Here is a 21,089-nt window from a genome sequence, read left to right on the forward strand (position 1 = left end):
GCATCGCGGTTTGCTCGTTGCGGCGAGCCACGAGTGGAATTTTTGTTACACCGTCACGCTTAGTTCAAATGGTGCGTTTATCGCCTGTAAAAACAGGGAAATAGACACCGGTAACGGCAAGCTCTAATTCGGCTGGTATAATTTAAGGCAAACAAGAATCCACGGTTTGTAATAACGCTATGACAAATAACGACACACCTGCTCCAATCGCTCATCGCCCCTTAATCCTGATTGCCTGCATGTTGGCGATGTTCATGTCGGCCATAGAGGCGACCATTGTCGCCACGGCGATGCCAACCATCATCGGCGATCTTGGCGGCTTTTCCCTGCTGGGTTGGGTATTCGCGGTCTATCTTTTGGCGCAGGCCATCACCATTCCCATTTATGGTCGGTTGGCGGACCTGCTGGGGCGCAAACGGGTGTTTTTCTTTGGCGCGTCGTTGTTTTTACTGGGGTCGGTACTGTGCGGTTTCTCGCCGAACATGTACTGGCTGATTGGTTTTCGGCTGTTGCAGGGGCTGGGGGCCGGGGCGATTATGCCAACAGCGACCACCATTATTGGTGATATCTACAGCCCTACCGAGCGGCCCAAGGTGATGGGCTATATTTCCAGCGTTTGGGGTGTATCAGCGATTATTGGGCCGTTGCTGGGGGCGTTTATCGTCCAGCACTTGCCCTGGGCGCTGGTATTCTGGGTCAACTTGCCGATCGGTCTGCTGGCGATGTTTTTCCTGGCTCGTTATCTGCCTTCTCGCCAACAGGTGCGTAAACACGCGCTAGATCTGGCGGGGACCGCCTGGCTGACGCTGTTTGTTACCGCGCTGTTGCTGTCACTGCTGCAGGCCGAAAACCTCGGTTGGTGGGTGCTGCCGTTGTTGGCGTTGGCGGCCGTTTCGCTGAGGTTGCTGATCCGTCAGGAACGGCGAGCGCCGGAGCCACTGTTTCCGTTGGCGTTATGGCAAAGCCGGGTGATTGTCGCCGGTAATATTGGCGGTCTGGTGATTGGCGCGGCGATGATGGGTATCAGTGCCTTTCTGCCGACCTTTATTCAGGGCGTGATGGGCGGAACCCCTTTGGAAGCCGGTACCACACTGGCGCTGATGTCGATTGGCTGGCCGTTGGCCAGTACCTTCAGCGGCCGACTGATGCTGATGACGTCTTATCGCACCACGGCGCTACTGGGGGCGTTGTTATTACTGGCCGGCGGCCTGATTCTGTTGTTGCTGCAGCCGACCAGCGGCTTATTGTGGGGACGGGTAGCGGCGTTTATGGTCGGTGCCGGTATGGGGTTATGCAACACCACGTTTCTGGTTTCGGTGCAGAACGCGGCTCACCACAGTATCCGTGGCATTGCCACCGCCTGCACGGTGTTTACCCGGATGATGGGCTCGGCCATTGGTACTGCTATTTTAGGTGCGACGCTGAATATCAACCTGCAGCTTCGTTTGCCGCAAACGACCGATCCGGTACAGCAATTGATGGAACCGGCTGCGCGTACTGCGATGACGCCAGAGCTACTGGCGAACATGACGCAGCAGGTTGCCGCTTCGTTGCATTGGGTGTTTTTGGTTTCCGCACTGTTGTCATTGCTGGCACTGGCGGCGGCGATGCTGATCCCTGCGCGGCACAGACCACAGGGTGAAGGAGAAGAGGCAGAACAGGCTTAAAGGGGAAGGGCGCACAGAGCGCCCTAAACAGTAATTATTGCGAGGTTTTCGTATCCTGGCTGGTGCCGGTCTGAGCCGCGTCACCGTTGTCATCGCCGTTGCCAAGGCGAGTATAAACAATTTTCTGCGTGTCGTTTTCGCAGTGGCCAACGACCAGACCGCCGGCCTGTTGGGCCTGATCGTTCGGTACGATATCCAATTTGAAACCAGACTCAGGCACGCCGTTTTTGACGATTTTCTGCGAAATGTCTGCCTTCACGCTTTCGCATGAGGCCAGGGCGGCCAACGGCGCAGTGGCCATCAGCAGTGCCCCCAAGATAAACGCTTTTTTCATCCATTCGTCCTTATTTGTAAATGAGCTTCCTTTGTCAGGATAGCAGCAACGGTGGCGAAGAGTCACGGCCACCGACTTGCTGCGACCAGATTAAGGATTAATCTGACGACCGGTCTGGCGATCCAGACATTTACGGGTGTTGGGTTCCCAATAAGCGTTAACGTTCAGGCTATCATCGCAGCGCTCTTCGCTGTCAATCGCCTTGTCTACTTTGTCGAACTCTTTCTCCACGCGGGTGTTAACCTTATTACGCAGGGATTTGGTATCGTTAAACTGCTGTTTGCTCTGACGCGCCGCTTCGGTGCTCATGGCACCGCTGTTGCTGCCATCGACGGTAACGCAAGTGCTGCCCTGAGTGCAGCTGGCGGCCAGCGCCGGAGCCTGCCAGGCCCCCATCAGCATCAGCATGGCGACCGGCAGCATCCCGCGCAGCAGTCGTTGAGTCGAAAGTGTTTTCATCGTTTCATCCTTATGAGTTAGTGTTGCCTGATAACGGCAACACTGGCTTTGCCGCGCCCGCAGGCGTGTTAATAAATATACCATCGCGCTGTCGGACTGCACCAGTCAAGCACAGCTTTGTTTAGTTTACGGAGAGAAAATTTCCCCCATGTTAAAGACCACCCTGTTATTTTTCGCCACCGCACTGGCCGAGATCATCGGCTGTTTCTTGCCCTATTTGTGGCTGAAAAAAAGCGCCAGTGCCTGGTTACTGTTACCGGCAGCGGCCAGTCTGATGCTGTTTGTCTGGTTGTTGACGCTGCACCCGGCGGCCAGTGGGCGGGTCTACGCAGCCTATGGTGGGGTCTATGTGGCGACGGCGTTACTGTGGCTGCGGGTAGTGGACGGAGTGAAACTATCAGCGCTGGACTGGTTGGGGGCCGGTGTGGCCCTAGCGGGGATGTTGATTATCGTTTCCGGCTGGCGTGCGGCCTGAGAAACGACGGCAGGGACAGGCCCTGCCGCTCAGGATTAAGACTCGCGGTGGATATTCAACCCGGCAAAGGATTGGCTGACCGGCATGATTTCCAGCGAGTTAATGTTGACGTGGGCCGGCAGGGTTGCCACCCAGAACACCGACTCGGCGATGTCCTCCGGCGTCAGCGCATTGGCACCGTCATAGACCTTATCCACCTTGCCGTCGTCGCCCTTGAAGCGCACGTTGGAAAATTCAGTGCCGCCCACCAGGCCCGGTTCAATATCGGTCACACGGATGCGGGTACCATGCAGGTCGGCACGCAGGCCGAGGCTGAACTGTTTGACAAAGGCTTTGGTCGCACCATAAACGTTGCCACCGGCATACGGCCAGTTGGCTGCGACCGAGCCGATATTGATTACATGGCCAATATTACGTTCGACCATGTCCGGCAGCAGGGCGCGGGTCATGTTCACCAGGCCTTTGGTGTTAGTGTCGATCATGGTTTCCCAGTCGTCGGCGTTGGCCTTGTGCGCCGGCTCCAGACCCAACGCCAGCCCGGCGTTATTGACCAGTATGTCAATGTGGCGCAGTGCTGCAGGCAGCTCATCAATCACCTGCTGAATGGCCGCGCGGTTACGCACGTCGAGGCGGACGATATGCAGTGCTTCACCCAGTTCGTCTTTCAACTCTTCCAGACGTTCGATACGACGGCCGGAGGCAATCACCTGATGGCCTTCGCGGATAAAACGCCGTGTAATGGCCTCACCAAATCCGGATGTGGCACCCGTGACAAAAATGATCATGTTGCTGTTCCTCAACTGTTTTTAACCTGAATGCTACTAGCATTAGCATAATCCTACTTCAAGTGGCAGTGGTTATCGGCATCCACGCCGAAAAACCGCCATCGCTGTTGCCAGGTGGACGGTTTTTTGAACAGTTGACATGGGTGATGGCGAACTGTGGGCCGGTAGATCCGGCCCTGGAAATTGCAGTTATAACTGCGAAGGGATGTGATAGACCACGCAGTCGTATTTGGTGTTTTCGCGTCGGCCGGCCACTACACCGCCCAGAGATTCGGCGATACGTCGGCTAGGCATATTCTGTTCCGCCACCGGGTAGATAAAGTGGCGCGGATGGTAACGTTCGCTTGCCCACACCGCCATGGCGTGAACGATCTCGCGCCCATAGCCTTTGCCGTGCAGGTTCTCTTTCACCCAGATGCCCAGTTCAGGCGTGGTGTTGTACAAGTCGTGCACGCCGCCCATACCGACAAACTGTTTGGTAGCGCGCAGGCGGGCGATGTAAATCATTTCCTCACCTTCGCGTATCAGCGGCAGCCAGGTTTGCCAAACGTTGGCAAAGGCTTCCGGCGACTCCTCTGGCTCAAAGTTCATAAAGCGCGTCAAGGTAGGGGTGATCGCCTGGTAGACATCGTCGGCGTCTGCTGCGGTAAATGGGGCAATCAACAACCGGTCGGTGTTAACGCGGCACTGAGAAAGGTCACTGTGAATCATTATTATTACCTCGCTTTTCAGGCCAAAACGGCAAAAAATCCGCACCGGTGAAACGGGGCGGATCATTGATATTACGTTGATTGGCGGCAGATGCGACTTATTTCTGCAATCGTTGGGGTGAGTTTGGCAGCGTGGCGGCGGGTTTTCTCTGGCGAACCTCGCTGCCGGCATTGGCATTCAGGGTAAAGCAGTCAACCACGGCCAGCAGGGCAATCACGCCGATGACCACAAACGCCCACTGGAAATCGACCAAGGGGATGCGTTCGCCCGATTGCGGCATCAACATCTCCGCCAACCGCAGCGCCAGCGCACCAATGGCGATCCCCAACCCGCTGCCCATTTGCTGCGACACATTGAACAGGGTATTGGCACCGTTCATCTGCGGCTGCGGCACTTCGGAAAATGCCAGCGTATTGAGCGCGGTGAACTGCATGGATCGCGTCAACCCGCTGACGAACAGCAGCGCCAGAATCAGCCAGGTCGGAGTCTGTGGCGTCAACAGCGCACAGGCGAAAATAGTGGCGGCGTTTAACAAGCCATTGACCACCAGCGTGGTGCGAAAGCGAAAACGGTACAGCACCGCCGAAGTAAATGGCTTCATCACCAGATTCCCGGCAAATACCGCGAGTACCAGCAGCCCGGCATCGAAGGCGTTCAGGCCAAAACCGATCTGGAACAACAGCGGCAGCAGGAAGGGCACGGCACCAATGGCGATGCGGAACAGCGTGCCGCCCCAAATGGTGACGGCGTAACTTTTTATTCGCATCGCCCACAGATTGATCAGCGGGTAGTCAGTGCGTTTGGCGTGACGAACCGCCAGTGCGCCTAATGCCAGACTGCCAATAATACACAGCGCAGGCACCAGCCAGGGCAGTTGCGGGTGGTTGATCAAGTCCAGACCGAACATCAGGCCAAAGCAGGCGATGCCGGTTAGCACAAAACCGAGTGCGTCAAAAGGCACACCTTTCTGCGGCGCTTCCGGCGGGATCAGCCGCCAGGCCAACCACAAGGCGGCGATACCCAGCGGCACATTGAGAAGAAAGATCCAGTGCCATGAGGCGTAAGTGGTAATAAAACCGCCGACCGGCGGGCCGAGGATCGGGGCCACCAATCCCGGCCAGGTGATGGTAGCAATAGCTTTGATCAGATCCGGTTTGGCGGTGTTGCGTAACACCACCAGGCGACCCACCGGCACCATCAGCGCACCGCCGAAGCCTTGCAGAATACGGGCGGCAGTGAAGGTGGGCAGGTTAACGCTGGTGGCGCACAGCACCGATGCCAGGGTAAAAATCAGCACCGCGGCGGCAAAGATATTGCGGGCACCGAAGCGGTTGGCAATCCAGCCACTGGCAGGAATAAACACCGTCAGCGTCAGAATGTAAGCCGAGATACCAATGTTCATGTCCACCGGCCTCACGCCGAAGGCCGTCGCCATCTGCGGCATGGCGGTAACAATCACCGTACCGTCGAGGTTTTCCATAAAGAAGGCACCCGCCACCAGAAGCGGTAGCGCGCTGGCGCGTGAAAGCAAGCTCATGACAGAGCGCACCGGGTGGAGCAAAAACAGCAGGCAGGCATGACAGCAACCTCGTTTCAAAAATGTTAACGCTGGCAGAGTTTTGGAGCATAGCGCATCACACAGAGGTTAAAAAGAGGTTAAGGGAGTGATTATTAGCGGGCGCACTGATGGCGCCCGCTGGGGTGTTTACTGGCTTCAATTCTCATTCAGTCGTTGCCCTGTTGCGGCATCGAACAGGTGGATGGCCTCCGTGTTGGGCGCCAGCCACAGCGGCTGCCCGCTCTTGGCATTAACCCGTCCGCTGAGTTGCACATGTAGGCGGTAACCGCCCCAGGTCAGGTGCAGCAGGCTGACATCGCCGGTGATCTCCATCAGGCGCAAGGTGGCGACAGGTTGTTCGCTGACATCGACCAAATGGAAATCGTGCGGCCGCAGCCCGAGGATCACCTGGCTGCCGGGCGTCGCCAATCGCCATTTGGCCGGCAGCGGCAGCCACAATTCACCGCAGGTCACGCCGGGCCGGTCGTCGCGTGGCGTAACGATACCCTCCAACAGATTCATTGGCGGTGAGCCGATAAAACGCGCCACAAAGGTGTTGGCGGGCGCATCGTAGATCTCCAGCGGCTTGCCTTGTTGCACGATATTGCCGTCTTTCATCACCACGATCTGGTTGGCCAGCGTCATCGCTTCGATCTGGTCATGGGTAACGTACACCGTGGTGGTTTTGAACTGCTGATGAAGTGATTTAATCTCGGCGCGCAGCTCCATCCGCAACTGGGCGTCGAGGTTGGACAGCGGTTCATCGAATAAAAACACTTTCGGGTTCCGCACCATGGCACGGCCCATTGCCACTCGCTGGCGTTGGCCACCGGACAATTCTTTCGGGTAGCGTTGTAAAAGATGGTCGATTGCCAAAATGCGCGCTGCCTGCAGGACCTTGGCCTGTTGTTCGCTTTTGGCGACCTTCATCACCTGCATGTGGAACGCCATGTTTTCCGCTACCGTCAGGTGTGGGTAGAGCGCATAGCTCTGGAATACCATGGCAATATCGCGATCGGCCGGATCCAGATCGTTAATTTTTTGCTTATCCAGCAGGATAGCTCCTTCGGACAGCGTATCGAGCCCAGCCAGCAGGCGCAGCAGCGTGGACTTGCCGCAGCCGGACGGGCCAACCAGCACGGTAAAGCTGCCGTCGGGGATGGTCAGATCCAACGGATTCAGCACCCGCTGCTTGCCATAGTATTTGGCGACTTTTACCAGTTCGACACTTGCCATCAGAGCATTTCTCCGGCGCAGGTTTTCAGGGTGTTCCAGTCCAAATACTGGCGTGGCGAACTGCTGATGGCGTGGCTGGCGGCGCGAATGCCCCAGCGCAGCGCTACCGCAGCCGAATGACCGTGCAGGCAAGCGCTCAGGAAACCGGCGTTAAAACTGTCGCCGGCACCTATGGTGTCGACTACCTTGATCGGGTGTGCCGCCGCCTGCAACTGCCGTTCGCCGCACCACATGCGTGCGCCGTCCGGGCCGCATTTCACCACGCAGGCGGCGTCGGCCGGTTGTTGCCGGTTCAGAGTACGGGCGGCGGTGTACAAATCTTCATGACCTGCCATGCCACAGGTTTCCACTTCATTGAGTAACAGGATGTCGCAGAACGGCAGCCAGTCGGCGATTTGCCCACGCAGCTCATCGCTCCAGCCCTGCGGCGGCCAGCCGGTATCAACCGCAATGCGATAGCCGCGTTGGCGCAGGGTTTGCAGCAGTGCCGGGTATTCCGCCAACAGGGAAGTACACAGGAAGGTGCCGCATAGCAAAATGGTGTCACCATTACCCGCAAGCAGCGGGATTTGATGCAATACATCGTCCTGACTCAGGCGGGTGATATGGCCCTGATTGCTGAAAAAGGTGCGCTCGTTGTCGGGGTGTGTGACACCGAAGGTCAGCGAGGTTTCGCAACTGTAGGTCGGCCAGTACAGCGAGCTTTCCGGGAACAGCTGCGCCAGCCACGGGCTGAAATAGTCGTTGCCCTGATTGGCCACCAGCCGGTAAGGGGTTTCCAGCGCCGCCAGTGCCAGCGCGCAGTTACCGGCCGAACCGCCGGGACGCAGTTCGCTGTGATCCAGCATCGCCTCGGTGCCTTTTTGCGGCCACTGCTGCAAAGTACTCATGATCACATCGACGTTAATATTACCCACCACGTACAGCGTGGGCCGGGTGTTGGTGCTCATCATGTTAATTTCCCTGAATAAAATTAGCCTTTACTGCCGCCGCTGGTTAAGCCGCTAACCAGCGTTTTTTGCAGCCAGATGGCAATGAAAAGTGGTGGAATGGCGGCCAGGATGCCGACGGCGGCGATCAACCCGTCATCGGTGGCGCGCCCGGCGGTGAAACCGGCGATGGTCACCGGCAGCGTCTGCGCCTGAATATTGCTGGTGAACAGCAGCGCGTAGAAAAATTCGTCCCAGGCCAGCAGCCAGCCAAACAGCGCAGAAGCGCCCAGTGCCGGTTTGGCCAAGGGCAGGGTAATGCGCAGCAGCACCTGCCACTGACGCAGTCCGTCCAGCCGCGCGGCCTGTTCAATATCTATCGGCAGGGCATCGAACTGGTTTTTCAGCATCCAGGTGAGGAACGGCAGGATCAGCGAGCAGTAGACCAGTACCAGACCGATATGGGTGTTCAGCAGCGCCAAGTGCTGCAAAATAAAGTACAGCGGCAGCACAAAGGCCACCGGGGGCACCATATAAATCGCCAGGCTGGCGAACAACCAACCGTCACGCCCCGGATAACGCGAGAAGCTGAATGCCGCCGGGATCGCCAACAACAGTGAAATCAGAGTAGCGCCGCAGGCCACCAGCAGGCTGTTGAACAGCGCATGCAAGAACAATGTCCCCGGCTGGCCGGGCTGCAGTGACAACAGGCTGCCGTAGCGCGAAAAGTCCCAATGGTGCGGCAACCATTCCAGCGGCACGCGGGTCAGATCGGCCGAGGAACTGACGCTCATCAGAAACAGCCATAGCATTGGCGCCAGGATCGACACAGCCAGCAGCAGCGCGGCACTGTAACGCAATATCAGGCGGATTTTACGCTTCATCGGCGAGGCTCCTTCTGCGCTGGCGGAACAGCATCAGCATGTACAACGCGATCAACAGGCCGCATAGCAAGGTCATCAACACCGCATAGGCTGCGCCGCTGCCGGCCCGCAGATAGCTGAACGACTCTTGGTAAACGAAGAAGCTGAGGGTCTTGGTACTGTCCATCGGCCCGCCGCGCGTCATCACGTAAATGATGTCGAACACCTTGAAGGCATCAATGGTTCGCAGCACCAGCGCCACCGCCAGCGGGGCCAGAATGGCGGGCAGGGTGATGGCCCGGAAGCGTCGCCAGGCAGAGGCACCGTCCAGTCGCGCGGCTTCGTACAAATCGTCCGGGATTGATTGCAACGCCGCCAGCGTCAGCAGGGTAATCAGCGGGTAGTTTTTCCAAATATCCGCCAGCATCACTGCGTTAAGCGCCGAGGCAGGGTCGCCCAGCCAGCTGCGGTAGTGGTCAATCACCCCAAGCTGGGTTAACAGCGCGTTGATGCTGCCGTAATCCGGGTTGAAGTTCAGCCGCCACATCGTAGCGTTGACGATGGTGGGAAGCGCCCAGGGCAAAATAACCAATACCCGCAGAACATTACGGCCGTGGAACTTTTGGTTAAGCAGCAGCGCCACCAGTACGCCGATCACCCCTTCGAACGCCACCGAAACCAGGGTGAAATACAGCGTGCGCCCCAGTGCGGCCTGGAAATCCGGGTCGGTCAGCGCGTAGAAAAAGTTATCCGTACCGACCCAGGCCGGCGTAACGCCGTCGCTCACCAGCGCCGCATCGGTAAAGCTCAGCCACAGGGTCCGAGCCAGCGGCCAGGCGGTTAACAGCAGCATCATCAGCAGCATGGGTGCCAGCAGCACCCATGCCTGACGCCGCTCACGTTGAAGTAAAGTGAGCATTGTCATCGCTTAACGCAGCCGCGCAGCGCTTTGGGTTGCCGCATCCAGCCCGGCCTGCGGTGTCACCTTGCCCTGGAGAATTTGCTGCAAGTCCTGTTGCAAACCGTTGGACAAACGAGAGTAATCGGCAGTTTCAGGGCGCGAGAGCATCACGTTCAACGACTGTTTGGCGGCGGCAATCAACGGCTCCTGACCCTTCTGCACCGATGGGTCATCGTAAGACGACTTCCAGATCGGCAGGCTCAGTTTGGCGTATTTGTCCTGCACCGGCTGTGAGGTTATATAGCTGATGTATTGCCAGGCCTGATCGGGGTGGGCGCTGGCCTTGGCGATACCAAGCCCCATCGAACCGTTAACCGCAGCGACCTGACCTGCCACCGATCCTGGAGCTGGCACGATCCCGACGTCACCGGCCACTTTGCTTTGTTTGGGATCGTTGGCCATGTTGTACATATAGGTCCAGTTAAGCGCGAAGGCCGCGTCACCGTTGGAAAACGCTTTGCGCACATCCTCTTCCAGATACTCGCGGGAGTTTGGATTGGTCAGCCCCTTGTCCAGTGACGCTTTCATATAGTCGACGGCCTGCAGTGAACCGGGGCTGGAGAAGGTAATTTTCCCCTGTTGGATAAACTGGCCCTTATAGGCGGACACCAGGGTGGTGTAGTCGCAAACCAGTGCCTCGGCCTGTGACCAGCTCCACACCAGCGGATATTTGACCAGGTTCTTCTGCTTGATAATTTCTGCCTGCTGCGCCAGTTCCTGCCAGGTTTTCGGCGGAGCGGCAATCCCGGCCTTGGCCAGCATGGCTTTGTTGTAATACAGGTATTTGGTGTCGAGGATCCACGGCATGCCCCAACGTTTGTCCTTATAGGTGACGGTGGTCATGGCTCCGGCAAAGATATTGGCGCTGTCGTCGGCGCTGATGCGCGAGGTCACGTCCTGCAAAAGGCCGAACTTGGTGAATTCCGCCGGCCAGATGGCGTCGAACAGCACCACATCGTAGCCGTTGCTGCCGGCACCGCGTGCCGCGACGATTTTATCGTGCAGCGCTTCATAAGGAACGAACTCCAGGTTAACGCTGATGTCCGGGTGCTGTTTGCTAAAATCGGCGGTCATGGCACGGATATCATTTTCGCTGTACGCCGCCTGGGTCATAAACAACGCGTTGATTTGCGCCGGGGCGGCATAGGCAAATGACAGGCTAAGCGCCAGGAGCGACAGGGTACAGACTGCCGTAGCGGCAAGGGTATGGCTTTTCATTGTGCGTTCTCCGGTGTTAAAAAGATTCTTAAATCAATTTGATTGCTTTATTGGAGGGCACCATACTGCAAAGACGATTTCCCTTTCTGCATAGGCAGTTATGACGACTTCCGGCACTAACCTTGAACATGCTCGTGCACACAACCGGCGCGTAGTGATAGAGGCTATCCGCCTGCACGGTGAACTGACCCGTGCCGAAATTGCCCGGCTGACCTCACTGACGCCGCAAACCGTTTCAAACATTGCAACAGAACTGGAACAGGCCGGTATTCTCTCCTCGCACCTGCCGCGTCGTGCCGGCGGGCGAGGTCAACCGGCCACGCCGTTGACCCTGAATCCAGATAGCGCGTATTCCATCGGTATCCATCTGGATCACCAGTCACTGCTGATCATCGTGGTTGATCTCTCAGGCAGCGTTCGTTTCCACCGGCTGATTATGGTGCAAAAGCCGCAACCTGCTGCTACCTTGAAACTGATTTGTGATGTACTGCAAGAAATGCGCCAGCAGCCGGATCTGAGCTGGAGAAAAATGCTGGGCATCGGCGTAGTGATGCCGGGGCCGTTTGGCGTGGAAGGGATCTCATCGGTCGGGCCGACCACGCTTAACGGTTGGGAAGATATCGATGTGGTGGCTGAGCTTAACGCGCAAAGTGGCCTGCCGGTCACGCTGGAGAACGATGCCACCGTGGCCGCTATCGGCGAGCGTTTGCACGGCGTGGCCAGGCAGCTTAATTCGTTTATTTATTTGTATCTCGGTACCGGGCTTGGAGCCGGGATTTTTACCGATGGCCGAATTTATACCGGCCATGCGCACAATGCTGGTGAAGTCGGCCACATGATTGTGCAACCGGACGGACGGGCCTGCTACTGCGGCAACCAGGGGTGCCTGGAGCGTTATGTCTCGTTGCAGGCGGCTTACGAGAGCTGTGGGCTGGATCCGATGCGCGCCATGCCGCAAGACCTGCTGACGTTACCGCAGTCGCAGATCGACACCTGGCTTGATACGGCGGTGCCGGCATTACGCCAGGCGATCAACATCATCGAGTGTATGTTCGATGCCGAGGCCGTGATTATTGGCGGGCTGATGCCGGAAAGTATCGTAGAGCAGCTGATCAAGCGCCTGGCACCATTGCACCGCTCGGTGCGCAGCAAATACCTCGATGGCCTGCGGGTTCGATTGGGGACTACCGGTGCGGATACCGCCGCATTAGGCGCGGCCGCGTTACCGCTGTTTGATGAATTTAACCCGCGTTATGAAGTGTTATTGAAGTAATAAATTTCATTCCCCCGATTTGTATTCTTGCCCGCTATTGGTGCAGGCTCACAATTAACGCAATATAAGCAAACGGTTGCTATTTAAAAGCAACCGTTTGCTTATTTGCTGCTTATTTTTCTTGAATAAGATTATTGTGAGATTGGTTTTTATGTTTTTGTTTTAAAAAGAAAATGACCAATAAAAAACCAACTGGCACGCTGCTTGCTATTCTTAAATTAATACCTGCGAACGATAAAAGACCGCCAGGGTTCCTCGGGCTGAATTAACTCAGCCGGGGGCTGTGCGCTGGCCGGTAGAGAAGGAAAGCAAAATGAGCCTGTCATTCACCACGGCTATCCGTGGCCATTTTTTCGATATTGCTGCCTGCGTCGATCAACCGCAGCAGTTGGAGCAGCAATTGCGACAGATTCCTGACGGATTGCTGCTGCTCGATGAAGGCCGCATTGTCTGGTTTGGCCCTTGGCAGCAGGGGGAACCGTGGTTGCCACCGGATTTTGAGGTTACCCACTATCCAGACAAGCTGATCGTGCCGGGCTTTATCGATACCCATATTCACTATCCGCAAACCGAAATGATCGGTGCCTACGGCGATCGGCTACTGGCATGGCTGAAGCATTACACCTTCCCGACGGAAAGCCAATTCTGCTGCGAGCAGCACTCCGGTAAGATGTCGGCGTTCTTTTTGCAGCAACTGTTAAGCAACGGCACCACCACGGCGCTGGTGTTCGGCACCGTACATCCGCAGTCGGTTGAAGCACTGTTCGCTCAGGCGGCAGCGCTGAATATGCGACTGATTGCTGGCAAGGTGATGATGGACCGCAACGCGCCGGACGAACTGTTGGAAACCCCAGAGCAGAGCTACCGCCAAACCCGCGAACTGATCGATCGCTGGCATGGCAGGAAGCGGCTCAGCTATGCCATCACGCCGCGCTTTGCGCCCACCTGCACCCCGGCGCTGTTGACTCAGGTACAAAGGTTGCGTGAAGAGTTTCCGGATACCTATCTGCACACCCACCTGAGCGAGAACCTGGAAGAAGTCGCCTGGGTGAAAGAGCTGTTCCCGGACAACCGCAGTTACCTGGATGTCTACCACCAATATGGATTGACCGGAGAGAGAAGCGTGTTTGCTCACTGCCTGCATCTGGAAGAGCAAGAGTGGGATTGCCTGCACCACTCCGGTTCGGCCATCGCTTTTTGCCCGACCTCCAACCTTTTCCTTGGCAGCGGTCTGTTCAATCTGCAAAAGGCCTGGCACAAGCAGGTCAAGCTGGGCATTGGGACCGACGTTGGCGCAGGTACTACTTTCAACATGCTGCAAACGCTGGGTGAGGCCTACAAGGTCGCTCAACTGCAACGCTATCAGCTTTCGGCCTGCGAAGCCTTCTACCACGCCACATTGGGTGGGGCGCGGGCGCTGTCGCTGGATGACAAAATCGGTAATTTCGCGGTCGGCAAAGAGGCGGATTTTGTGGTGCTGGATCCGGCGGTATCGCCGTTACAGAAACTGCGCCATGAAAACAGCCGTGAGCTGGCGGAGCAACTGTTTGTGCTGATGACGCTGGGTGATGACCGCAACGTTTACCGAACTTACGTCGACGGCAAAGTGGTGTATCGACCGGCTACGCAGCAGGAGGCCGCATGATCCAGTTCCTGCTTAATCAAACGCTGAAAAATGAAAGTGCGCTCGACCCCAATACCACGGTGCTTAATTATCTGCGCCGCGAGCTTGGTCGCTGTGGCACCAAAGAAGGCTGCGCTTCTGGTGATTGTGGCGCCTGCACCGTGGTGCTGGCAGAGCCGGATGGCGACCAGTTGCGCTATCGCAGTGTTAATGCCTGTCTGACGTTTGTCAGCGCGCTGCATGGCAAGCAGTTGATCAGCGTAGAGGACCTGAAACAGCAGGGGGAATTGCACAGCGTACAGCAGGCGGTGGTCGACTGCCACGGCTCGCAGTGCGGTTTTTGCACTCCGGGCTTCGTGATGTCGATGTTTTGCCTGCAAAAGAACGTCGAAAGCTATCATCGCGAACAGGCACAGCAGGCACTGGCCGGTAATCTGTGCCGCTGTACCGGCTACCGGCCGATTTTGGCAGCGGCGCAGCAGGCGTGCGACAGCAAAATGCCAGACAGTTTCGACCACCATCAACAGCAAACGCTCCAACGCCTGCTGGCAATACCTGCCGCCACCCCGTTAGCGGCGGCGGGCAAACGCTGTCTGTTGCCACAGACCCTGGAGGAACTGGCGGCGCTTTATCAACAGTATCCGCAGGCCAGACTGTTGGCCGGGGGAACAGATTTGGCACTGGAAGTCACTCAGCGCCATCAGGATTTACCCTTGATGATCGCTATTGGCCAGATTGAGGCATTAAAGCAGGTGAGCCGGCAAGGCGACCGTCTGATCATGGGGGCCGGTGTCATATTGAGCGATCTTTATCCGCTGCTGGCCAATTACCACCCGGCCTTTGGCGAATTACTGGCGCGTTTTGCTTCGCAGCAGATCCGCAATCAGGGCACGCTGGGGGGCAATATCGCCAATGCCTCGCCGATTGGTGACGCAGCGCCGCTGTTGCTGGCGTTGGATGCGTGCCTGATGCTGCGTTGTGGTGCCGTGCGGCGTGAACTGCCGCTAAGCGACTTCTTCCTGGACTATCGCCAGACCGCGCTGCAGCCGGGGGAGTTTATTGAAAACATCGTGCTGCCGGCCCAGGCACCGGCGGATTTCCGTGCCTGGAAAGTCTCCAAGCGGCTGGAAGATGATATTTCTGCGGTGTGTGGTGCTTTCAACCTGACCCTCGAACAAGGGACGATCCGCGATGCCCGCTTGGCTTTTGGCGGCATGGCCGCGACGCCTAAACGCGCAAAGCTGTGTGAACAGCTATTGGTAGGGCGGCCGTGGCGGCGGGCGACCGTTGAGCTTGCGGTTCAGGCGTTGGCGCAGGATTTTACTCCGCTGAGTGATTTCCGTGCCAGCAGCGCTTATCGCCTGCTGGTGGCGCAGAATCTGTTGCGCCGCTATTTCATTGCGCTGACCGCGCCACAACTGGCGATCGAGGTGACCACGCATGAGTAATGGCAAACACACCGAATACACCCAGCAGCAGTTGGCCGAACGCTTTCGTCAATCGCTAACCAGCGGTGTGGGCCGTAGCCGCAAACACGAAAGCGCCGATAAGCACGTCAGCGGTGAAGCGCAATACATCGACGACCGGCTGGAGTTTCCCAACCAGTTGCACTTGGCGGCAAAACTGAGTGAGAAAGCGCATGCGCGCATCGTAAAACTTGATCTGTCCGCCTGCTACGTTTTTCCTGGTGTGGTACGGGTGATCACCTGGCAGGACGTGCCGGGTGAACTGGATATTGCGCCGTTAACCTACGGCGATCCGCTGCTGGCGAAAGACCAAGTGGAATACGTCGGGCAGGTGATTGCGGTGGTGGCTGCGGCGGATCCGGAGATCGCCTGGCGTGCCGCGCAGGCCGTCAAAGTGAGCTATCAGGAGCTGCCTGTACAGCTGGACGTCGCACAATCGCTGCGGGAAGGCTTCGTGGTGCAGGAAGCGCACTACCATCGACGCGGCGACGCCGACGGCGCACTGGCGAAGGCGTTGCACCGCATTCAGGGCGAGCTGCACGTCGGTGGCCAGGAGCATTTTTATCTGGAGACCCAGATTGCCTCGGTGCTACCGGCCGAGGACGGCGGTATGCTGGTGTATTCATCGACCCAGAACCCCACCGAGATTCAAAAGCTGGTGGCCTCGGTGCTTAATTTGCCGATGCACAAGGTAACTATCGACACGCGGCGCATGGGCGGTGGCTTTGGTGGCAAAGAGACTCAGGCCGCCGGCCCGGCGTGCCTGTGTGCGGTGGTGGCGCATCTTACCGGACGACCGGTCAAAATGCGGCTTAACCGCCGCGACGATATGCTGATCACCGGCAAACGCCATCCGTTTTATATTGAGTATGACGTCGGTTTTGATGACCAGGGGCTGTTGAATGGGGTGAAAATCAGCCTGGCCGGTAACTGTGGCTACTCGCTCGATCTGTCCGGTTCGATTGTCGATCGCGCCATGTTTCACGCCGATAATGCCTATTTCCTGCAAGATGTCTTGATAACCGGCCACCGCTGTAAAACCCATATCGCTTCCAACACCGCTTATCGTGGCTTTGGCGGGCCGCAGGGCATGATGGCGATCGAGCAGATAATGGACCATATCGCGCGTTATCTGGCGCTCGATCCGCTGGCGGTGCGCAAGACCAATTATTACGGCAAGGAGCAACGCAACGTCACCCATTACCATCAGCCGGTGGAGCAGAACCTGCTGCAGGAAATGACCGCCGAATTGGAACACAGCGCGGATTATCCGGCTCGGCGCGAGGCTGTCCGCCGTTTCAACGCCGAGAACCCGATTCTGAAGAAAGGGCTGGCGCTGACACCGGTGAAATTCGGCATCTCCTTTACCGCCGGCTTCCTCAACCAGGCCGGCGCGCTGGTGCTGGTTTACACCGACGGCAGCATTCAGCTCAACCACGGCGGCACCGAGATGGGCCAGGGGCTGAACACCAAGGTGGCGCAGATAGTCGCCGAAGTGTTCCAGGTGGATATTGAACGCATTCAGATCACCGCCACCGATACCGGCAAGGTGCCGAACACGTCACCGACGGCGGCGTCATCCGGCACCGATTTGAACGGCAAGGCGGCGGAGAATGCAGCGCTAATCATTAAACAACGGCTGATCGACATGCTTTCCAAACAGCACCAGGTCCGCGCCGATCAAATTGTCTTCAGTAACGGCCAGGTCAGGGTGGGTGAGCGCTATTTCAGCTTCGAACAGGTGGTTGAACAGGCCTATTTCAACCAAATTTCACTCGCCAGTACCGGTTACTACCGCACACCGAAGATCTTTTACGATCGCGACAAGGCCAGCGGTCATCCGTTCTATTATTTCGCTTATGGTGCAGCCTGCGCAGAAGTGTTGATCGACACCCTGACCGGTGAGTACAAACTGCTGCGCGCCGATATTCTGCATGACGTGGGCGATTCGCTGAACCCGGCAATCGACATCGGCCAGGTAGAGGGCGGTTTTGTGCAGGGCATGGGCTGGCTGACCTGCGAAGAACTGGTGTGGGATGAACAGGGGAAGCTGCTGACCAACGGCCCGGCCAGCTACAAAATCCCGGCGATTGGCGATGTGCCTGCCGATCTGCGTGTCACGTTGTTGGAGAACCGCAAAAACCCGGAAGATACGGTGTTCCATTCCAAAGCGGTGGGCGAGCCGCCGTTTATGCTGGGGATTTCGGTTTGGTGCGCGATCAAGGATGCGGTCGCCAGCCTGGCGGACTACCGTTTGCAGCCCAATATCGATGCACCGGCCACGCCGGAGCGGGTGCTGTGGGGCGTACAGCAGATGCTATCAAGTGACATTGTCACTGAAGTGGCGGGGGAGAACGACGATGGACGAGTGGATTGAGGCACTTGCCGACTTGCGACGGCGCGGAGAGCCCTGCGTACTGGTGACGCTGGTGGATGAGTTGGGCTCCACGCCGCGCAATCGTGGCACCAAAATGTTGGTGACTGTCGAACGGGCAGTTAACACCATTGGCGGCGGTCACCTGGAGTTCCAGGCGCTGGCGATTGCGCGTGAGATGTTGCAACAGGGTAGCGCCACGCTGCGGTTGGAGCGTTTCCCGCTGGCGGCGCGGTTGGGCCAGTGCTGTGGCGGTACTACCAGCGTGCTGTTCGAATCCTTGATCCCGCCACGCCCGGAAATTGCCCTGTTTGGTGCCGGGCATGTGGGCCGTGCGCTGGTGAATATCCTCGCTACGCTGCCGTGCCGGGTACGTTGGGTCGATGGGCGTGCGGCGGAGTTCCCTGCGGCGATGCCGCCGGGCGTGCGGCAAGAGATTTGCGATGAGCCGCTGGAGATCGTCGATGCGATGCCGCCGGGCAGTTATTTCATCGTCATGACCCACGACCACGCGCTGGATCTGGTGCTGGCGGAACGGATTTTGCGCCGTGGCGATGCCGGTTACTTCGGCCTGATCGGCTCGCTGACCAAGCGCAAACGTTTTGAATATAAACTCGGCCAGCGCGGCATCAGCGAAGCGGCGATCGCCGCCATGCGCTGCCCGCTGGGTTTGCCGGACGTGAAAGGCAAACTGCCTGCGGAGATCGCGGTAGCGGTGGCCGGGGAGATCATTGCCTGTTATGGCGGCTAATCTTATCTATGAGTTGCACTAAGTCTGGTTAATCACTTGTTTTTGCTCAAACTGCCAACTGCGCCTAAGCTAGGATGTGACTCAAGGGGAGATGAGCTCTCCGCGACATTATTCTGTGGACATGGAGGAGTTTCGATTTGATGCGTTTATCTACATTGGTGCTGGCGATCGGCATGGCGCTGGGCACGCAGGCACAGGCAGCAGAAACCAACTCGCACGCGAGTCATAGCGCGTTGCCAAGCGGCCAGGCTAAGGAGGCTAACGTGACCGGTGAAGCCAACCAGCACGAGAACAAAAAGAACGAGAACCCATTCTTCTATCAGAGCCGTCTGCCATTCCAGGCGCCGCCGTTCAATCTGATCAAAGAAAGCGACTACGCCCCGGCGATCGACGCCGGCATCAAGCAAAAGCTGGAGGAGGTGGAGAAGATCGCCAATAACCCGGCCAAGCCTGATTTTAAAAATACCTTTGTGGCCATGGAACAAAGCGGCGCGTTGCTGTCGCGAGTGATGAACGTCTTTGGCGCCATGACCTCGGCCAATACCAGCGACGGGTTGCAAAAACTTGATGAGCAAAGCTCGCCGAAACTGGCGGCGCTGGATGACGCCATCATGCTCAACAGCAAGCTGTTTGCCCGTATCAAGGCGGTTTATCAACAGCGCGATGCGTTAAAACTGGATGCGGAATCTCGCCGACTGGTAGAAGTGACCTATAAGAACTTTGAGCTGGCGGGGGCCAATCTGTCCGACGCCGATAAAACCAAACTCAAGGCCCTGAACCAGGAAGCGGCAACGCTGAGCACCCAGTTCTCCAACAAACTGTTGGCGGCGACCAAAGATGGCGCACTGGCGATCGCTGACAAAGGCAAGCTGGACGGCCTGTCGGAAAGTGAGCAGGCGGCGGCGGCCCAGGCGGCCAGTGAGCGCAAGCTGGACAAACAGTGGCTGCTGGTGCTGCAAAATACCACCCAGCAACCCGAATTGCAGAGTCTGAAAGACCGCGAAACTCGCAAAGCGCTGTTTGATGCCTCGTGGAACCGTGCAGAAAAGGGCGACGCTAACGACACCCGCCAGACCATTGCTCGCTTGGCCAAAATTCGCGCCGAGCAGGCCAGGTTGCTCGGCTTCCCGAACTACGCCGCTTGGAAGCTACAAAACCAGATGGCCAAAACCCCGGATGCGGCGCTGAGCTTTATGCGCAATATCGTTCCGGCGGCCACCGCGCGCGCCGAACGCGAAGCCAAAGACATTCAGGGGGTGATTGATCAACAGAAAGGCGGTTTCAAGGTTGAGGCCTGGGACTGGCAGTTCTACGCCGAACAGGTGCGCAAAGCCAAATACGATTTGGATGAATCGCAGATAAAACCTTACTTTGAGCTGGATAACGTGCTGAACAACGGCGTGTTTTATGCCGCCAACCTGCTGTATGGCATCAGTTTTAAAGAGCGCAAGGACATCCCGGTCTACCAACCGGACGTTCGCGTGTATGAAGTCTTCGATAAAGACGGCAAATCGTTGGCGCTGTTCTATACCGACTTCTTTAAACGCGACAACAAGGGCGGTGGTGCCTGGATGAGCAACTTTGTCGAACAATCGAAGCTGAAAGGCACCAAACCGGTGATTTACAACGTCGCCAACTTCACCAAACCGGCAGCGGGCCAGCCTGCGCTGTTGTCATACGACGACGTGATCACCATGTTCCACGAATTTGGTCATGCGTTGCACGGCATGTTTGCCGATCAGGAGTATCCAAGTCTGTCCGGCACCAATACCGCACGCGACTTTGTTGAGTTCCCCTCGCAGTTCAACGAACACTGGGCCAGCGATCCGAAAGTCTTTGCCCACTTCGCCAGGCATTACAAAACCGGTGAAGCCATGCCGCAGGCACTGGTCGACAAAATCAAAAAAGCCGACAAGTTCAACAAAGGTTATGACATGACCGAGCTGCTGTCTGCCGCGCTGTTGGATATGCACTGGCATATGTTGAGCGCCGACCAGCCGCAGCAGGACGTGGACAAGTTCGAGGCCGAATCGCTGATGAAGGACAAGATCGACCTCAGCTATGTACCGCCGCGCTATCGCTCCAGCTACTTCAAGCATATCTGGGGTAACGGCTATGCTGCCGGTTACTATGCCTACCTGTGGACCGAAATGCTGGCGGATGACGCCTTCCAGTGGTTTACCGAACATGGCGGCCTGACGGCGGAGAACGGCCAGCGCTTCCGCGACATGGTGCTGTCGCGTGGCAACAGCCAGGATCTGGAAAAACTGTACGTCGACTGGCGTGGCAAAGCACCAAGCATTGAACCGATGCTGATTAACCGCGGCCTCAAAGACCAGTAATAGGCTACGGTGTTAACTGCAATGGCAAGGGGCGTAAGAAATTACGCCTCTTTTTGAGTGTTT

Annotated in this window: 18 protein-coding genes; 8 read left to right on the plus strand and 10 right to left on the minus strand. The window is 57.3% G+C overall.

Annotation, left to right across the window (positions count from 1 at the left end; genetic code table 11):
• The first annotated feature begins 179 nt into the window (after positions 1-179).
• Positions 180-1,667: an MDR family MFS transporter gene (locus ACUTSU_RS01460; protein WP_445651491.1), complete on the plus strand. Its 1,488-nt coding sequence runs from the start codon at positions 180-182 to the stop codon at positions 1,665-1,667.
• 34 nt (positions 1,668-1,701) lie between these two features.
• Here the strand turns inward: ACUTSU_RS01460 and ACUTSU_RS01465 are convergent, their stop codons facing one another.
• Both ACUTSU_RS01465 and ACUTSU_RS01470 read right to left on the minus strand, forming a co-directional pair.
• Positions 1,702-2,001, minus strand: a complete 300-nt coding sequence (locus ACUTSU_RS01465; RefSeq protein ID WP_445651492.1) for a DUF1161 domain-containing protein — start codon at positions 1,999-2,001, stop codon at positions 1,702-1,704.
• 90 nt (positions 2,002-2,091) lie between these two features.
• A complete protein-coding gene (locus ACUTSU_RS01470) occupies positions 2,092-2,460 on the minus strand; it encodes a DUF1283 family protein (protein ID WP_012145016.1) in 369 nt (122 codons plus the stop codon).
• Positions 2,461-2,608: 148 nt separating this feature from the next.
• Between ACUTSU_RS01470 and ACUTSU_RS01475 the strand changes: the two genes are divergently transcribed.
• The gene (locus ACUTSU_RS01475; protein ID WP_012145017.1) at positions 2,609-2,935 is read left to right on the plus strand and encodes a YnfA family protein; all 327 of its coding nucleotides are present in this window, start codon (positions 2,609-2,611) and stop codon (positions 2,933-2,935) included.
• 35 nt (positions 2,936-2,970) lie between these two features.
• Here ACUTSU_RS01475 and ydfG read toward each other — a convergent pair whose 3' ends face one another.
• The 8 genes from ydfG to ACUTSU_RS01515 all read right to left on the minus strand — a co-directional run bounded on the left by ydfG (position 2,971) and on the right by ACUTSU_RS01515 (position 11,196).
• Positions 2,971-3,720: a bifunctional NADP-dependent 3-hydroxy acid dehydrogenase/3-hydroxypropionate dehydrogenase YdfG gene (gene ydfG / locus ACUTSU_RS01480; RefSeq protein WP_012145018.1), complete on the minus strand. Its 750-nt coding sequence runs from the start codon at positions 3,718-3,720 to the stop codon at positions 2,971-2,973.
• Between the two features lie 189 nt (positions 3,721-3,909).
• Complete coding sequence (locus ACUTSU_RS01485) at positions 3,910-4,431, minus strand: GNAT family N-acetyltransferase (protein ID WP_445651495.1); 522 nt, start codon at positions 4,429-4,431, stop codon at positions 3,910-3,912.
• A gap of 97 nt (positions 4,432-4,528) precedes the next feature.
• A complete protein-coding gene (locus tag ACUTSU_RS01490; protein ID WP_445651496.1) occupies positions 4,529-5,968 on the minus strand; it encodes an MFS transporter in 1,440 nt (479 codons plus the stop codon).
• A 177-nt stretch (positions 5,969-6,145) separates the two neighbouring features.
• Positions 6,146-7,225 (minus strand): ABC transporter ATP-binding protein, encoded by a 1,080-nt coding sequence (locus ACUTSU_RS01495; RefSeq protein ID WP_445653676.1) that lies wholly within the window; start codon positions 7,223-7,225, stop codon positions 6,146-6,148.
• Positions 7,225-8,178 (minus strand): carbohydrate kinase family protein, encoded by a 954-nt coding sequence (locus ACUTSU_RS01500; RefSeq protein WP_445651498.1) that lies wholly within the window; start codon positions 8,176-8,178, stop codon positions 7,225-7,227. Before ACUTSU_RS01500 ends, ACUTSU_RS01495 begins: the two co-directional genes overlap by 1 nt.
• Positions 8,179-8,198: 20 nt before the next feature.
• Entirely contained in the window at positions 8,199-9,038 is an 840-nt protein-coding gene (locus ACUTSU_RS01505) for a carbohydrate ABC transporter permease (RefSeq protein WP_445651499.1), read from the minus strand.
• Positions 9,028-9,936 (minus strand): carbohydrate ABC transporter permease, encoded by a 909-nt coding sequence (locus ACUTSU_RS01510; protein ID WP_445651500.1) that lies wholly within the window; start codon positions 9,934-9,936, stop codon positions 9,028-9,030. The genes ACUTSU_RS01505 and ACUTSU_RS01510 overlap by 11 nt, the downstream gene beginning before the upstream one ends.
• Before the next feature lie 9 nt (positions 9,937-9,945).
• A complete protein-coding gene (locus tag ACUTSU_RS01515) occupies positions 9,946-11,196 on the minus strand; it encodes an extracellular solute-binding protein (RefSeq protein WP_445653677.1) in 1,251 nt (416 codons plus the stop codon).
• A 100-nt stretch (positions 11,197-11,296) separates the two neighbouring features.
• Here ACUTSU_RS01515 and ACUTSU_RS01520 point away from each other — a divergent pair, with 100 nt between their 5' ends.
• The 6 genes from ACUTSU_RS01520 to dcp all read left to right on the plus strand — a co-directional run bounded on the left by ACUTSU_RS01520 (position 11,297) and on the right by dcp (position 21,026).
• The gene (locus ACUTSU_RS01520) at positions 11,297-12,469 is read left to right on the plus strand and encodes an ROK family transcriptional regulator (protein WP_445651502.1); all 1,173 of its coding nucleotides are present in this window, start codon (positions 11,297-11,299) and stop codon (positions 12,467-12,469) included.
• Positions 12,470-12,782: 313 nt separating this feature from the next.
• The gene (guaD, locus tag ACUTSU_RS01525) at positions 12,783-14,114 is read left to right on the plus strand and encodes a guanine deaminase (RefSeq protein WP_445651503.1); all 1,332 of its coding nucleotides are present in this window, start codon (positions 12,783-12,785) and stop codon (positions 14,112-14,114) included.
• Positions 14,111-15,541, plus strand: a complete 1,431-nt coding sequence (xdhA, locus tag ACUTSU_RS01530) for a xanthine dehydrogenase small subunit (RefSeq protein WP_445651504.1) — start codon at positions 14,111-14,113, stop codon at positions 15,539-15,541. The genes guaD and xdhA overlap by 4 nt, the downstream gene beginning before the upstream one ends.
• On the plus strand, positions 15,534-17,936 hold the full coding sequence (gene xdhB / locus ACUTSU_RS01535; protein ID WP_445651505.1) for a xanthine dehydrogenase molybdopterin binding subunit: 2,403 nt from the start codon (positions 15,534-15,536) through the stop codon (positions 17,934-17,936). Before xdhA ends, xdhB begins: the two co-directional genes overlap by 8 nt.
• Entirely contained in the window at positions 17,920-18,684 is a 765-nt protein-coding gene (xdhC, locus tag ACUTSU_RS01540) for a xanthine dehydrogenase accessory protein XdhC (protein ID WP_445651506.1), read from the plus strand. The genes xdhB and xdhC overlap by 17 nt, the downstream gene beginning before the upstream one ends.
• A 140-nt stretch (positions 18,685-18,824) precedes the next feature.
• Positions 18,825-21,026, plus strand: coding sequence for a peptidyl-dipeptidase Dcp (dcp, locus tag ACUTSU_RS01545; protein WP_445653678.1), 2,202 nt, complete (start codon positions 18,825-18,827; stop codon positions 21,024-21,026).
• Positions 21,027-21,089: the final 63 nt, after the last annotated feature.

The organism is Serratia sp. NA_13 (assembly GCF_052691735.1).